Origin of the sequence: Streptomyces marinisediminis (genome assembly GCF_026262575.1) — a bacterium.
GTDB classification, from domain to species: Bacteria; Actinomycetota; Actinomycetes; order Streptomycetales; family Streptomycetaceae; genus Streptomyces; species Streptomyces marinisediminis.
On record NZ_JAPKFL010000012.1, the window covers coordinates 1 to 15,201 of the forward strand.

A 15,201-nucleotide genomic window follows, 5' to 3' on the forward strand; every position below is an offset into this window, starting at 1 on the left:
AGGCCGAAGGCGCCTACACGGTCGACCCTTCCTCTCGGTACTGAGAAGCGTTTCCAGGATTGCCCTGCTTCGCACCACGGCAGGGCAATCCCCTGGAATGCTTTGCGTCAGGGTGAGAAGAGTGTCTCCTGCGACATCGCGAGACTTTGCTCGTGTTCTTCGGTGAGCTTACGACTCAACGAAACATAGGATGGGTCTTGTTCGATCATTACGGACCGCATGCCGGCGCTCAGGGCAGCGCGCGCGGTAGTTCCCGAACCACCGAATGGATCAAGTACCAAAGACCCAGCAGGAAGGCCGTCGAGAAGACGTTCCGGCAACGCTTGCGGGAACGGAGCAGTATGGCCATGACGGTTTTCGCCGCGAACCATCTTTACGATCGGGTGGATGCGAGCCACCTTACGTGCGTTATCAAGCAATACTGAGTCTTCGCTACCGGGTCCAGGCTTCTGGAAAATGAGCACATGCTCCCAGCAATTGAAGGGGGACTGGTAGAAAGGTGAAAAATTCTCGGCATTGAATCCGCGTTTGCCGTGAATTTCACCCTTGTCCCAGACGAGGTTTCCCCTCAGCTCGAATCCGACGCGTCGGAAGATGTCGGCGGTCCAAGCCGACAGGCTGATACGCTTCTTACCCATGTCCGAAAACGTGACAATTCGCTCGTTGTCGAAAGTGTCGAAGATGTTGTAAGCATAGACGGCTCCCGGCTTCAGGACACGGAAGACCTCGCGCGCGATGGCCTGCATGTCATGCAAGTAGCAGTAAAGATTCGGCCACTGGGAGTACTCGCGGGCATTGAAATAGGGAGGAGAGGTGATGGCTCGATCAAACGTAGCTTCCCCGATTCGCGCCAGAACATGCAACGAGTCGCCGGCAAGGATTTGCCACGGGTGGTCTTCTAGGGAAAGCTGACTTTCCTGGCCTGGCTCTTTCGATACAGGTGCGGACTGAAAGCGCTGAAAAAGAGCACTGTTCCAGAAGGCCTCCTGTTCATTACTGGACCCGATGTGGCGACGATAGTTCTGCTCGCGCCCCACGGCCGAAACTTCACTCAGGGCTTCCTTCGGGACTTCGTGGAAGGTGACGCTATCTCCGACCATCGAGTAATGACGGACGCACATGTCCAGAATCTCCCCGTCGGATTCGAAGGGCAGGATGTCCTTCTGCCAGCGGCGCACGCTCTCTACGGGGATCTCGTTCGAAGGATGCTCGATGGCTTCTTGCGACAACAGCGCCTTGAAGGAATACCGCTTCCCGCGATTATAAATACTCCGCTCAGGACACAGTACGTTCGAGCATTCCCAGCTCTTCACGCCCAGAATCGGGTACGAATTTCCGGAAATATTAGAGCTTCGGCAAGCGGGACAAGGAATCGGCGTCTCGTCACGCTGGTTTTTTTGCATGAGTAGTACGAGTCTTTTTTGCTGCCCGTGAGGATCAGTGAGAACGAACTGATCGCGGTAGGTGTAACCTTCATTGGCAATCTCGAAGCCTGCCTTCTGTGCGTCCACGTAAGGGATGTGCCGCCTCGTCTCCTGCATCACCTCACGCCAACGGAAAAACCTATTCTGCAGCCTCGCCTCAATGAAGTGCTCGCCGTACAGCACCAGGTCGCAGGCCAGTTGCCAGGCTTCCGCGATGGCTTCCGTGTCGATAATCACCGAAATGAAGCCATAGTTATTCAACTTGCCATACTCGGAAGAGAGCCAGTGGGTTAGCTTGCTCCGCAGATCGGTGTAGCCTGTGGACGCATATTCACTTCCCACGAAAGCCACTGTGAGCGCGTAATCCCGGTTGAACAAGTCCGGTGACTGGTGCTGCAGGTCCTGGAGGTACTCACCCGAATAGGGCATACCGCCAGGTTGCTCCTGGAAGTGGCGATGTAGAATTTTCGGTTCCCACAGTGACCACACAAGAGGTCCAGTGGCGGCGTTAAATACATCGTTCAGCACCTGGCGACCATGTGCTTTCCGAAGCTTTGAAGGATTTACGGCCTCACGTTGCAGGGCTTGTTTAGTCTGCCGGGGGTCGCATGGGTCCAATTCGTCCAAGCTGACAGGATAGGACGCATACCCGGGCCAATGCGCGGCGAGAATAGACTCAAGGGACTCCTTGTTCATGGAGTCAACGGCCCAAGAAATTGATTTCTTGGTAGGGTAATTAAAAGTAACTCCGGCTCGGGCCGCAACAGAGTAAAGCGTTCCTAGTGCGAATTGGTTCAGTGAGAGTTTTTGGTTCAGGCGGCCGTAGAACTGTGACTCGACCTTCTCCATGTCGACGCGGTCCGGGGGGCCGATCTCCGAGATCAGTTCGCCAAGGGTCAGGCGAACAGTGGAGTCGAACGTCCCGTCAAGACCGGTCAACTCGGTAAGAAGGTCCTGGATGTCAGCAACCGAGTTAACGGATGGCACGACGTTCATGGGAGGGCCTCCTGGTAGATCTGCGCCTTGGTGCGACGACGCGGCCACAGGCGATGGTAGCCGGAGGCGCAGACATCGAGCTGTTTCCAACCTCAGTTCGCGCAGGTCAGGTGGAGGGTGGGGGCGGCTTGTACGAGGTCGGTGTTGCGGTCGTCGGCGCATCGCGGTTCGCGCAGGAGGAGCCAGGTCTCGAGAGTGGCCGTGGCCTGTTCGGCGAACGCGCGGTCTCCACGTGCGAGCGGTTGGCAGCCTGCTGGTCCTGCGGGAAGCGTCTCCCGGCGGTTCCCGTAGGGCAGCCGTACGGTGCCGGGCGCTCCGGTAGCCCTTGTCGGCCACCAGTGGTCCACGCGGGCTCCGGCCAGGGCATCGGTGATGCCCTGGGGTCGTGCGGCCTTGATCTCGTGGATCGCCCCGGGCGGCGCGGGCGAGGCACACAGGAGCCTGCCGTGCCTCTTGTGTGCCCTGGGGTGGAAGGGCTGGTCGGCGGCGATCCGGTCGATCGGCAACAGCGTGGCGCCCAGGATTACGGACGTCTTGGGCGGAGACAGGCTCGACCGCCTGGGTGAGCATCGGGGCGGGGGCGCCAGGACATCGATGGGCTCGACGATGTAGCGGTAGGCCGTGGTGGTTGCGCACACCGAACCCGGCAGCGAACTGGGCGGAGGTGCGACCGTTGCGCAGGTGGGTCAGCGCCAGCAGTGCCTGTCATTGGGCGGGCAGACGGTGCCGACATGTGTCTTGGCCAGGACGGCGTGCCGCCAGCTCAATGCGAGGAAGCGCACCGCCCAGGTACTCAACGGCCTTGCTCGGCGAACAGGTTGGAAGACGCTCAGTGCCACGACGGACGCCAGGAAGCCGCCAGCCTCGGCCTCACCGAGCTGCTGGTGGAAGGGCAGGAGGACGGGTGGCGAACGGCATCGAATCGGTTCGCGAGCCCGACCTCCTCGCGTGAGGAAGTCAGGCTCGCACGTGTTCTGGGCTGGCGCTGAGCCGCGCTGACGTCCCTGGGGAGCCGTCCACGAGTAGCCCGCGGCCCACGGCCTACGGCCGCTCCGGGTGGCACGTGGCCGCACATACAGCAACGCCCCGCATCCAGCGTTCTGACTGGTGGCGGGGCGTTTCGGTACCTCGTACAAGGTACCCCCGGCAGGATTCGAACCTGCGCACACGGCTCCGGAGGCCGTTGCTCTATCCCCTGAGCTACGGGGGCGTGGCCGCGTTGCGGCGACGGGTGAAACCTTACCAGGTCGGGATGGGTGGTCCGGAACCCGTTTCGGGTGGGTGGGGGCGGGTGGCGTGGCGGCAGCCGGTGAGTTCGGTGCGGGAGCGGATGCCCAGCTTGCGGTAGATGCGGGTGAGGGAGGCCTCGACGGTCTTGACGCTGAGGAAGAGGTGGGCGGCGACCTCCTGGTTGGTGGCGCCGGTGGTGACGAGGGCCGCGATGCGGGATTCGTGGTCGGTGAGGTGGGGGTCGGGGCCGTGCCCGGCCTGGGCGGTCCAGGAGCGGGCGGCGTGGCGGGTGAACAGGGCCAGGGCGTCGGCGACCGCGCGGCGGGCGGCGGCGTAGCGGCGGCGACGGCGTTCGATGCGGCCGCGTTCGAGGAGGGTCTGGCCGTGTTCCAGGGGCTGCCCGGACGCGGCGAAGCGGGACTCGGCGGCGTCCAGGAGGGCGAGGGCGGCGTCGGTGTCGCCGCGGGCGGCGTGGAGGGCGGCGTCGGCGCGGTCGAGCTGGGCGGTGACGGTGGTGGCGCCGTGGGCCGCGGCGGCAAGGGACGCGCGGGTCGCGTCGATCAGCTCTTCGGCGGCGCCGAGGGAGCCGAGCGCGGTGAGGGCGGCGGCGTGGTCGGCGTGCCAGCGCAGGACGTGGGGTGCGCGGACGCCGTGGGCGTCCTCCAGGTCGCGCAGGCGCTCCAGGGCCCGGACCGCGCCGCGCAGGTCCCCGGTGCGCAGGCGGGCCTGGCCGAGCGCGTGCAGGTGCCCGGTGAGGTGGCGGACGTCGCCTTCCTGCTCGCAGGCGAGGACGCCGCGTTCGGCGTGGGTGGCCGCGCGGGCGACGCTGCCCCCGGCCAGTTCGGCCACGGCGGCGGCGTACCAGGCGGGGGCGGGGCTGTGGGCGGCCCGCTCGGTGGCGCGCACGGCACGGTCGGCGAAGTCGAGCGCCTCGCGGCAGCGGCCGGCGCGGGCGGAGGTCTCGGCGAGGTGGCACAGCAGGGCGATGGCCTCCTCCCCTGAGCCGCGTTCGGCCAGGGCGAGCAGCGTCAGGCCCGCCTCGCGGGCTTCGGTCAGGCGGTCGGTGTGGAGGGCGAGGCGGGCGGCGAGGAAGCGGGGGCCGTGGTGCCGGTGGCCGGGCGGGAGCGCGGCGGGCAGCCGCAGGGCGGCGGTGAGGTGGGCGTGGTGGTCGCTGCGGCCGGCGAGGTGGGCGACGGTGGCCTTGCCGGTGAGGGCCATGGCCTCGGTGACGGCGTCGGCCGCCGAGCGTGCGTGCCGGACGGCGCGGTCGGCCTCGGCCTCGGCGCGCAGCAGGTGGCCGGCCCGCAGCGCGGCCCGGGACAGGCGCAGCCGCAGCGGCGCCAGGAGTTCCGGGGTGTCGGCGGCGTCGAGGAGCGCGGCGGCGAAGGTCTCGTCCCCGTCCGCCGGGGCGGGGCCGGCGAGGTCGAGCAGGGCGAGGCGCACGCGGACGCGGTCGCGGGGGCGGGCGTCGGCGGCCAGCACGGCGTCGGCGGCCCGGTGGGCGATGACGTGCAGTGAGGCGGCGGCCCCGGCCTCGGCGGCGGCGACCAGGCGGTCCAGCCGGTCGGTCTCGGCCGGGCTCGCGCCGGGTGGTGGGGCGGGCGACGGGACGGGCGGTGGCACGGGCGACCGGGCGGACGGCGGACGGCCGGGCGCCGGTGCGGGCGGGTGCGGGACGGGCGGCGCACCGCACGCGGACGGGCCGGGCGGCGTCTCCGCCGGGCACGGGACGGGCTCAGGCGCGCCAGGGCCGGGCCGACGGGGTCCGGACGCGGGCGTGGTCGGGGCGGCCCCGCACCCCGGGGCCGGGGCGGGGGGCGTGAGGTCGGCGGCCAGGAGGGAGAGGTCGGCGGCCGTGTGGAGGTCGCCCTTGGCGTGGGCCGTCGCGGCGGCGGTGGCCAGGGAGCGGGCGGTGTGCGCGTCGGGCCGTGCGGTGGCGAGCGCCTGGTGCCGCAGGCGTCCGGCGGAGTCGGGGGACGCGGCGGCGAGTGCCCGGTGCCACCGGGCGCGGTGGGGGGCCGGGGCGGCGGCGGACAGGACGGCGGCGACACCGGGCGGGGTGAAGCGGAGGGGGCCGTCGGAGGTGGTGACGAGCCCGGTGGCGGCGGCCGCGCGGAGGTCGCGCTCGGCGTCCGGGCGCCCGGCGCGTATCAGCAGGTCCACGGTGGGGCGGACGGCGAGCGCGGCGGCGAGCAGCGTCTCGCGGACGCCGTGGGGCAGGGCGGCCAGCCGGTCGGCGACGAGGGCGCGCGGGGTTTCGGTGAGCGGGGCGGGACGACCGGGTTGCGGCGGCCGGTCGGTGAGGCCCGCGGCGAGGGCGAGGGCGAGTCCTGGGTTGCCGCCGGAGTCGGCGTGGAGGCCGCTGACGAGGCGGAGCGGGAGGGCGTACGGGGCGAGCAGGTCCGCCAGCGCGTGGGTGTCGAGCGGGGGGAGCGGGACGCGGACGGCGTCCGGGGGCCATGGCGGGCCGTCGTCCGGTGCGCCCGGCCACCGCCCGGCGAGCACGGTGCGGACGGGGCGGCCGGTGCGGTGGTGCAGGGCGGTGACGAGCGCGGTGGCGCGGCCGGGGCACAGCCGGTGGGCGTCGTCGACGAGGAGGAGCACCGGGGCGTGGTCCCCGGGCGGTGGTGACGCGGGTGATGGGGACGCGTCGGTCCGGGGCAGGGCCGGGTCCTCCGCGGCGGCGCCGGCCGCACCGGGGCCGGCCACCGCGGACCCGGACGCGAGGGACCCGGACGCGGCGGACCCGGACGCGAGGGACCCGGACGCGGCGGACCCGGCCGGGCCGCGCCCCGCCGAGCCGCCGTGGCCCGGGGGCAGTTGGGCGAGGAGGTCGGCCGGGGTGCACAGGGGCGGTGGGTGGCGCGCGGGGTCGGTGCCCGCGCAGTGCAGGGCGAGGTCGCCGCGGGCGCGGGCGGCGGCGAGCGCGGCGCGCAGGAGGGCGGAGGCGCCGATGCCGCGCGGGCCGGTGAGGACGACGTCGCGTCCGGAGTCGAGGTGGTCGAGGACGGCGCGCAGCACCCCGTCGCGCCCCACGAGTGGCGGGGGCGCGGCGGGCGGTGGCGGCGCGGCGCGGTCGGCGATCGTTCCCCCTGCTCGGAAGCGGGCGTCGCGCCGACCCTAGCCAGGTGGCGAGGACATGCCAACGACCGTGCCCCGGGTCGCCGCCGCCCTATCGCCGGTTCCTATGGGGCCGGCGGCGGGGCGGCGGCGGAAGCGGCGGGAGGAACCGCTTCGTCCCGGGGGTCAGGGCGTGTCGTAGCCGAGGGTGTAGGCGCCGGAACCGGAGTAGGCGTACACCTGGTAGCGGTAGTAGCCGGAGGTGCCGTCGTAGCTCACCGACTCGTCGGGGCCGGGGCTGGTGGAGCTGTCGACGGTGGTCCAGCCGGAGCCGTTCCACTTCTGCAGGGAGAGGTCGAAGTCGGCGCCGTCGGGGCCGTCGAGGCAGGCCCGGTGGGTGCCGGAGCCGGAGCTGTGGTAGTAGCTGCCGTCCGGCTGGTAGTCGGTGTCACCGCGGCCGGAGAGGCTGCCGTCGCGGCTGGTCTCGAACCCGGAGCAGGTGGAGGTGCCGCGCACGGTGAGCCGGTAGGCGGCGGTGTCGGTGGCGTCCGGGCCGGTGCCGGTGACGGTGACGTCGTACGTGCCCGACGCCGCGGAGTCGGCGGCCGTGAGCGTCAACTGGGCGGAGTCGCCGGAGGTGAGGTCGGCCGGGGCGAAGGAGGCGGTCACCCCGCTGGGCAGGCCGGAGGCGCTCAGCCGTACGCTCTGGCGCTGCCCGCGCGTCGTCTCCGTCGCGACCGTCGCCGCCACCGAGGAGCCGGCGTCGACGGTGCCCGAGGCGGGCGACAGGGCGAGGGAGAAGTCGTTGGCGGACCGGCTGCCGCCGACCGTCCACACGGCGTGCGCGATGGCGTCCGCGTTGCGGTCGAGCGCCGTGTCGTCGATGTTGTCGAGGTCGTCGCAGGCGCGGTGGTAGCAGGGGTCGTAGGGCTGCCCCGCGGTGCCGCCCCACATCCGGGCCTCGGCCGCGGTCTTGCGGCCCTCGGCACCGGTGAAGGTGCCGCCCGCCGCGATGCCGGCGCGGATGAACGGGCCGTAGTCGCTGCGCCCGTCGAAGTCGGTGCCGCGGGTGGGCACGTTGCGGGCGGCGAAGGCGTCCTCCAGGACTTCTTCGAGGTACGCCGATCCCTCGGGGCCCGGGCCCGCGCCGACGCCGTCGGAGTTGTCGCCGTCGTAGACGAAGTAGCCCGCGTTGGGCGAGCCGACCATGTCGAAGTTGTAGTAGCCGTCGATCCGCGCGCGCTCGGCCGCGGAGAGGCTGCCGACGTAGTGGTTGGAGCCGATGAGGCCGTACTCCTCGGCGCCCCACCAGGCGAAGCGCAGGTGCTTCTCGGGCGTGTGGCCCGCGCGCGCCACCTGGAGGGCGACCTCCAGGACGGCCGCGGAGCCGGAGGCGTTGTCGTTGATGCCCGGGCCGGAGCCGACGCTGTCGAGGTGGCCGCCGACCATGAGCACCTGCTCGGGGTCGCCGCCGGGCCAGTCGGCGATGAGGTTGTAGCCGGTGGCGCTCCGGTAGGTGAAGGACTGCACGCGGGTGTCGAAGCCCGCGGCGTCCAGCTCGGCCCGCACGTAGTCCACGGAGGCGCGGTAGCCGGGCCTGCCGTGGGCGCGGTTGCCGCCGTTGGCGTCGGCGATGCGCTGGAACTCGGCGAGGTGTCCCTTGACGTTCGCCAGCGGCACGTCCGGCGCGGCGGCGGGGGTGGCCGCCTGGGTGACGGTCTGGGTGACGGTCTGAGTGACGGTGGTCGCGGCGGCCGGCGGCGCGACCGTGACGGCGGCGAGAGCACCGGATATGGACAGAGCGAGAGCTGCGACGGGCGCCGTGAGGCGTCTGAGCATCCCTTTCTCCCTTCGTGTGGCACGCCGCCGCCGGGGGCGGGCGTGCCGGTGGGGGGTGGCGTGCCGAGAGTAGGGACGCGGGGCCGGAAGGGAATCGGGGGGAACCCTTGCTGTGCGGCACGTCCTCCGCGCCGGACGCGCTCTCCGGCCCGGGGAGGGCCGGGGCGGCCCGGCACGGACCAGGACTGCCGGGAGGTTCCGAAAGTGCTGGTACAACACGTAACGGGCCGGGGCAGATCGGTACACCGGGACGGCCAGGACGCCCACGACGCCCACGGCGCCCCGGGAGCGAACCCGCGCGGAGGAGGCGCCTCGGCCGCGCGACGGCCGCCCGCCCGGCGAGCGCCCGCCCCGTCGCGACGTCACCCGGCAGGCCGCGCGCGGGCTCCCGGCCCAGGTCGGGGCCGGTGCGCGGGGCCGGGGGCGCGGCGGGCCCGGGCCCGGTGGCGCACCGGTCGCCCGCGCGCACCGGCGCCGCGCGGCGTCGGCCGCCGCCCGGCGGGGAGTCCCGGACCCGCGGCCTGACCGCCTCGCCGGCGGCGCGCTCCGGATACGCTGCGGGTATGACCGTCCCGGCGTACCGACGACTGAGCGTGGAGCAGCGGCGCAGTCAGCTCATCGCGAGCGCGCTCGGCCTCTTCGCGCGCCGCCCGCCCGAGGACGTCACGCTCGACGACGTCGCGGCGGCGGCCGGGGTGTCCCGGCCGCTGGTGTACCGCTACTTCCCCGGCGGCAAGCAGCAGCTCTACGAGGCGGCGCTGCGCAGCGCCGCCGACGTGCTGGAGCGCTGCTTCGACGAGCCGCCCGTCGGGCCGCCCTCCCGGCGGCTGGTCAACGTGCTGGACCGCTACCTGGACTTCGTCGACGAGCACGCCGCCGGGTTCACCGCGCTGCTCGCCGGGGGCAGCGTCGCCGGGACCTCCCGCACCACGGCGATCGTCGACGAGGTGCGCAGGGCCGCCGCCGACGCGCTGGTCACGCACCTTCAGGTGCCGCCGTCGGCCGCGCGGATACGCGTGATGCTGCGCACCTGGATCGCCGGGGTGGAGGCCGCGTCGCTGATCTGGCTGGACGAGGGGCGGCAGCCGCCGCGCGAGGAGCTGCGCGACTGGCTCGTGGACCAGTTCGTGGCCCAGTTGGTGGCCACCGGTGTGCAGGACGCACCGGGCGGGGACGTGCTGCTGCGGGCGCTGGCCCAGGAGGACCGCGAGGGCCCGGTCGGCGCCCTGACGCGCCGCGTCGTACCCGTGGTGACCGACGCCGCGCACCTGCTGTGACACTGGGCCGGTGAGAAGCGAGGAGACGGTGTTCGTCGGCGGGCCGCTGGACGGGCGGGTGCTGGACGTGCTGGTCGGGCCGACGGGGCGGCCGCCGAAGTGGTACGAGGTGCCGGTGCCCGACGCGGGCGGCGGGCCCGCGGTGGTGCACGCCTACCGCCTGGAACCGGCGGCCACCGGACGGCTGGGCCTGCCGCGCGGCTGGCGGTACACCTACGTCCCGGAGGGACGGCCGCCCCGGGTGCGCCTGCCGTGGGGCGGGCCGCGCTGACCCGGCCCGGAGCGGCCGCGGGCGGCGCGTCGGCGGCGCGCGAGCGCGGGGCGCTGGGCGCGGGGCGCGCACCACGGCGCACACGGCGCGGGGACGGTGGGCGAGCCGCCACCGCGCGGGCGCAGGCGGGGCCGCGCCCCGACCTGGTGGGCGGCCCGCCCCGGACGCTGGCGCTCGGCACCCGCCCCGCCCTGGACACTTCCGAACTGCCGTCGGCACTGCGGGGGGGGACGCGCCGTGCCGCGCCGGCCGCACCGCTCGGCGCGCCGGGCGCCTGCCGCGTCGGCGGCGGGGTCGCCCGGGGAGGGCGGGCGGCGTGCGGCCACGGCGGGCGTGGAAAGCCCGGCTCCACCGAGCCCGGCCCCCGGCCGCCCCGCGCCCTGGCATCATCGCTTCCCTGATCCCGGGCTCCCGAACGGGTGATTCCGCTGGGCCGAATCGCGGACATTCGTAGTGACAATATGACCGCTGCGCCGGTGCATCGCCTCTTGTGGGACGTGGGAGGTGATGCGGTGTCAGCCCACCGCGGACGACGGATCGGCGGAGCGTGCGCCGCCGCGGCGTTGGCCGTCGCGCTGACGGGCCCGCTGCGGCCGCCGGTGTTCCCCGCCGCCGCCGCGCCGGTCCCGGGCCCTGAGCCGGCCCCGCGGGCGACACCGGAAGCGGCGGGCCCGTCGACACCGCCGACCGCTCCCCCGCCGACTCCTCCGTCCGCACCGTCCGCACCGTCCGCACCCTCCGCGCCCTCCGACACCGCGCCGTCGGACACCGCGCCCGGCTCCCCCACCCCGCCCGGCGGCCGCGCTCACCGGCAGCCCGCCGCCGAGCAGCCGGTGAGCGCGCTGCTGACCGAGTTGCGCACCGCCTACCGCGACGTCGCCGCCGCCACAGAGCGGTTCAACGCCGCCGACGAGGCGCTGCGGGTTCAGCGGGCGGACGTCGACCGGCTGCGGCGCGAGCGGGACGCCGCGCGCGCCGAGCTGTCCGAGCAGCGCGCGGCGGCGGGGCGGCTGGCCCGCGAGCAGTACCGCGGCGGTGGGGCGGGGCTGCCGTCGTACCTGCGACTGCTGCTCAGCCGGGACCCGCAGGAGGTCTTCAGCCGCGGCCACCTGCTGAGCCTGGCCGCCCAGGAACAGGCGCGGACGGTGCGGCGGGTGGCGGACGGGAGCCGGCACCTGGACCGCACGGCCGAGCGCGCCGAGGAGGCGCTGCGCCGGCGCGAGGAGCTGACGCGGACCCGGGAGCGGAGCCGGCAGGGCGTGCGGGAGCGGCTCGACGCCGTGGCGAAGCTGCTGGCCTCGCTCAGCGACGCCCAGTTGGCCGCCGTCCGGGAGCTGGAGCGCCGGCAGGCGCGGGAGGCCCAGCGGACCCTGCTGTCCGAGGTGCGGCTGACCGGCGGGGAGGCGGGCGCGCGGACGCCGTCGGAGGCGGGCGCGGAGGCGGTGCGGTTCGCCGTGGCGCAACTGGGCAAGCCGTACCGCTGGGGCGCGGAGGGCCCGGCGTCCTTCGACTGCTCCGGCCTCACCTGGCGGGCCTGGGCGGCCGCGGGCGCGGAGGTCCCGCGCACCAGCCAGGAGCAGTGGCGCCGGCTGCCGCGCGTCGAACTGGCCGAGTTGCGCCCTGGCGACCTGGTGGTCTACTTCGACGACGCGACGCACGTGGCGCTGTACGTCGGCGGCGGCCGGGTGGTGCACGCGCCCCGGCCCGGGGCCCGGGTGGCCGTGTCGCCGCTGGCCGGGCCCGGGGACGTGCGCGGCGCGGTGCGGCCGGACGCGGGGAAGCGGGCGCTGCCCCGTCACCCGCCACCGGCGCTGCCGCCCGCGAGCTGAGCGCACGGTCCCACCCCGCACCGGCCCGGCCGGAGGGCACACGCCGCTTTCCGGCCAATGTCGTGCGGTTTCCGGTTGGCACGCGGTCCGGACGGATAGCGAAGAACCCGGTGTCCGGAAGCAGAGGTGGTGCGGCATGCCGCGTGGGGAGCGTCCGCTGGACGAGGGCAGCAGTCCGCTGCTGGAGTTCGCCGCCGAGCTGCGACGGCTGCGGCGCGGCGCGGGCACGCCGTCCTACCGGGAACTGGCCCGGCGCGCGCACTACTCCATCGCCACGCTCTCCGAGGCGGCCGGCGGCAGGAAGCTGCCGACGCTGGCGGTGACGCTGGCCTACGTGCGCGCGTGCGGGGGCGACGCGCAGTCCTGGGAGCGGCGCTGGTACGAGGTCACGCGGGCGACGCTCCCGCCGGTGCCGGAGCCGGCGCGGGGCCCCACGGGCGCGTGCGCGGCCGGCGCCCCGCCCTACGCCGGGCTCGCGGCCTTCGACAGCGCGGACGCGGACCGCTTCTTCGGACGGGAGCGGCTGGTCGACGAGCTGGCCGAGCGGCTGGGTCGGCAGCGCCTCGTCGCCCTGGTGGGCGCCTCGGGCGAGGGCAAGTCGTCGCTGCTGCGCGCCGGTCTGGTGCCCCGGCTGCGCGCCGCCGAGGGCGGGACGCTGGTACGGGTCCTCACCCCGGGGGCGCACCCGCTCGCGGAGTGCCTGCGCCACCTGACCGCCCTGGGGGACGAGGACGCGTCCGCGGCGTCCGGCGGCGGGCCGGGCGGGACGGAGGAACCCGGCAGAAGCGAGCGCGGGCCGGGCGACCCCGTGGTGAGCCGGACCGGGGCAGGCCGACCCGCCACGGTCCAACCCGAGGCCGGCGAACCCGGGGCGGCCCGCTCCGGGGCGGGCGGAGCCCGGGCGCGCGTGCCCGGGCCGCGCGTGCCGGAGTCGGGGCGGCCCGGCGCGGGCGCGCCGCGCGCGGGCGGGGGCGCGGGGCCGCCCGAGCCACCCGCGCCACCCGCGCCCCCCGGGACGGACTGGGCCGAGCGGGTCGACCGGGCGCTGCGGGCGCACCCGGGGGCGGGCGAACTGGTGCTGATCATCGACCAGTTCGAGGAGGTCTTCACCGTCTGCCGCGGCGAGCGGGAGCGCGAGGCGTTCCTGGCCGAGCTGGCCGCCGTCGCCCGGGGCGCGGCGGGCCGGTGCCGCGTCGTGCTGGGGGTGCGCGCCGACTTCTACGCGCACGGCACCGCGCACCCGCTGCTGGTGGACGTGCTCCGGGAGGCCCAGGTCGTGCTCGGCCCCATGTCCGCGGAGGAGCTGCGCCAGGCGATCGTCGAACCCGCGCGGCGCTCCGGCCTGAACGTGGAGGGCGCCCTGCAGGCGACGCTGGTCGCCGGCGCGCACGGCCGGGCCGGGGTCCTCCCCCTGCTCTCGCACGCCCTGCTGGAGACCTGGCGCGGACGGCGCGGCACGACGCTGACCCTGACCGCGTTCCAGCGGGCCGGGGGCCTGGACGGTGGCCTCGCGCAGACGGCCGAGGGCCTCTACACCGCGCTGCGGGAGCGTCAGCGGGACATCATCCGGCAGGTTTTCGTCCGCCTGGTCGCCCTCGGCGACGGCCCGGAGGACACCCGGCGCCCCCTCCCCCGCACGGAGCTGGACGACGACGAGGACACCGCGCAGGTGCTGGAGTCGGCGGCCCGGCTGCGGCTGATCAGCCTCGACCACGAGCGGGTGCAGCTCACCCACGAGGCGCTGATCCGGGCGTGGCCACGGCTGCGCGGCTGGCTGGAGGAGGACCGCGACCGGCTGCGCGTGCACCGGCGGCTGACCGAGGCCGCGCACGCCTGGGAGGACGTGGACCGCGACCCGGGCGCGCTGTACCGCGGGGAGCGCCTGGCCCTGGCGCGCGAGCTGCTGACCGGTCCGCGTCCCGGCCTGACCGCCGGTGAGCGCGCGTTCCTGGACGCCAGCTCGGCCGCCGAGGCCGCCGCGCGCCGGTCGGCCCGCCGCCGCACGCTGACCTGGCGGTACGTGGTCGCCCTCCTCGCGGTGCTGCTGGCGGTCGCCGTGGTCGCCACCGAGCGGGCCGCGCGGGCGCAGTACGAACTCGCCCGGCAGCGGGACCGGGCCGCCGCGCAGAGCCTGGCCGACACGGCCGCCGACCTCGGGCACGACCAGCCGGGCCTGGCCGTGCAGCTCGGGCTGACCGCCTACCGCCTCGACGCCTCGCCGCGGACGCGCGACAGCCTGCTCAGCACCCTGGCGACGCCGTGGGTGGCCCACCCCGGCGAGGTGCTGTGGCTGGCGTACGCCCCCGGCGGGGACCTGCTGGCCACCGCGGGCAGCGACCACACCGCCCGGCTGTGGCGGACGGAGGACGAGAGCCTCCCGGTGGCCTCCGCGACGGTGCCCGGGCACCGCAAGACCGTCCGCTCCGTCGCCTTCAGCCCGGACGGCGCCACACTCGCCACCGCCAGCGACGACCACACCACCCGCCTGTGGAACATCACCAACCCCCACCACCCCACACCCACCGCCACCCTCACCGGCCACCGCGACGCCGTCCGCTCCGTCGCCTTCAGCCCCGACGGCACCACACTCGCCACCGCCAGCGACGACCACACCACCCGCCTGTGGAACATCACCAACCCCCACCACCCCACACCCACCGCCACCCTCACCGGACACACCACCTCCGTGTTCTCCGTCGCGTTCAGCCCGGACGGCGCCACCCTGGCCACCGCCGGGGGCTCCGACGCCCCCGTGGCGCTGTGGGACGTGCGCGATCCCGGCGCGCCCGACCGGCTGGCCACCCTGCCGGGGCACCGGGACGTCGTCGGGGCCGTCGCCTTCAGCGCGGACGGGAACCGGCTCGCCACGGCCAGCGACGACCGCACCGTGGGACTGTGGGACGTCAGCGACCCCGGCCGTCCCACGCCCACCGCCACCCTGTCCGGGCACACGAGCGCCGCGAGCTCCGTGGCCTTCAGCCCCGACGGCGGCACACTGGCCTCCAGCGGCTTCGACCGCGTCGTCCGCCTCCAGGAGCTGGACTTCGCGCGCGCCATCGCCCGGGCCTGCGCGCACGCCCACCCGACCATCTCGCGGGAGCAGTGGGAAGCCCACGTGTCCTACCTCGACTACGCCCCGCCCTGCGACCCGGCCGGAGGCCGGACCCGCACCCCGCGCGGGCGGCGAGCCGACGGGGGGAGCCCGCCGGCTCGGTGACCGGCGGACTCCCCCCTCCCGCGCGCTAGGCTCCCGCGGGCGCGTGGCGCCCTGGGGC

At 74.3% G+C, this 15,201-nt stretch carries 7 protein-coding genes, 1 tRNA gene and 1 pseudogene; 4 read left to right on the top strand and 5 right to left on the bottom strand.

The window, feature by feature from the left end:
- Positions 1–107: 107 nt before the first annotated feature.
- From OSB71_RS11695 to OSB71_RS11715, 5 genes and pseudogenes are all read right to left on the bottom strand, one after another.
- Entirely contained in the window at positions 108–2,420 is a 2,313-nt protein-coding gene (locus OSB71_RS11695; protein WP_265947277.1) for a DNA-methyltransferase, read from the bottom strand.
- A gap of 92 nt (positions 2,421–2,512) precedes the next feature.
- Complete coding sequence (locus OSB71_RS11700; RefSeq protein WP_265947279.1) at positions 2,513–3,058, bottom strand: IS5/IS1182 family transposase; 546 nt, start codon at positions 3,056–3,058, stop codon at positions 2,513–2,515.
- Positions 3,059–3,558: 500 nt separating this feature from the next.
- Positions 3,559–3,630, bottom strand: a tRNA-Arg gene (locus OSB71_RS11705).
- 29 nt (positions 3,631–3,659) lie between these two features.
- Positions 3,660–6,671 carry a helix-turn-helix transcriptional regulator gene (locus OSB71_RS11710; RefSeq protein ID WP_265947281.1) on the bottom strand — a complete coding sequence of 1,004 codons (3,012 nt, stop codon included), beginning with the start codon at positions 6,669–6,671 and terminating at the stop codon, positions 3,660–3,662.
- A 603-nt stretch (positions 6,672–7,274) separates the two neighbouring features.
- Positions 7,275–8,549 (bottom strand): annotated as a pseudogene (locus OSB71_RS11715) (M20/M25/M40 family metallo-hydrolase); the annotation flags it as partial.
- A 563-nt stretch (positions 8,550–9,112) separates the two neighbouring features.
- Here OSB71_RS11715 and OSB71_RS11720 point away from each other — a divergent pair.
- The 4 genes from OSB71_RS11720 to OSB71_RS11735 all read left to right on the top strand — a co-directional run bounded on the left by OSB71_RS11720 (position 9,113) and on the right by OSB71_RS11735 (position 15,143).
- Positions 9,113–9,826 carry a TetR/AcrR family transcriptional regulator gene (locus OSB71_RS11720; protein ID WP_265947283.1) on the top strand — a complete coding sequence of 238 codons (714 nt, stop codon included), beginning with the start codon at positions 9,113–9,115 and terminating at the stop codon, positions 9,824–9,826.
- A gap of 10 nt (positions 9,827–9,836) precedes the next feature.
- Positions 9,837–10,097 (top strand): DUF8847 domain-containing protein, encoded by a 261-nt coding sequence (locus OSB71_RS11725; protein WP_265947285.1) that lies wholly within the window; start codon positions 9,837–9,839, stop codon positions 10,095–10,097.
- An 833-nt stretch (positions 10,098–10,930) separates the two neighbouring features.
- Positions 10,931–11,926 (top strand): C40 family peptidase, encoded by a 996-nt coding sequence (locus tag OSB71_RS11730; protein ID WP_265947287.1) that lies wholly within the window; start codon positions 10,931–10,933, stop codon positions 11,924–11,926.
- A gap of 136 nt (positions 11,927–12,062) precedes the next feature.
- Complete coding sequence (locus OSB71_RS11735; protein ID WP_265947289.1) at positions 12,063–15,143, top strand: nSTAND1 domain-containing NTPase; 3,081 nt, start codon at positions 12,063–12,065, stop codon at positions 15,141–15,143.
- The last annotated feature ends 58 nt before the right edge of the window (positions 15,144–15,201 follow it).

Bases quoted from the DNA above. Each gene is read 5' to 3' on its own strand.
- OSB71_RS11695 (WP_265947277.1), bottom strand. From the start codon at position 2,420: ATGAACGTCGTGCCATCCGTTAACTCGGTTGCTGACATCCAGGACCTT.
- OSB71_RS11720 (WP_265947283.1), top strand. From the start codon at position 9,113: ATGACCGTCCCGGCGTACCGACGACTGAGCGTGGAGCAGCGGCGCAGT.
- OSB71_RS11735 (WP_265947289.1), top strand. From the start codon at position 12,063: ATGCCGCGTGGGGAGCGTCCGCTGGACGAGGGCAGCAGTCCGCTGCTG.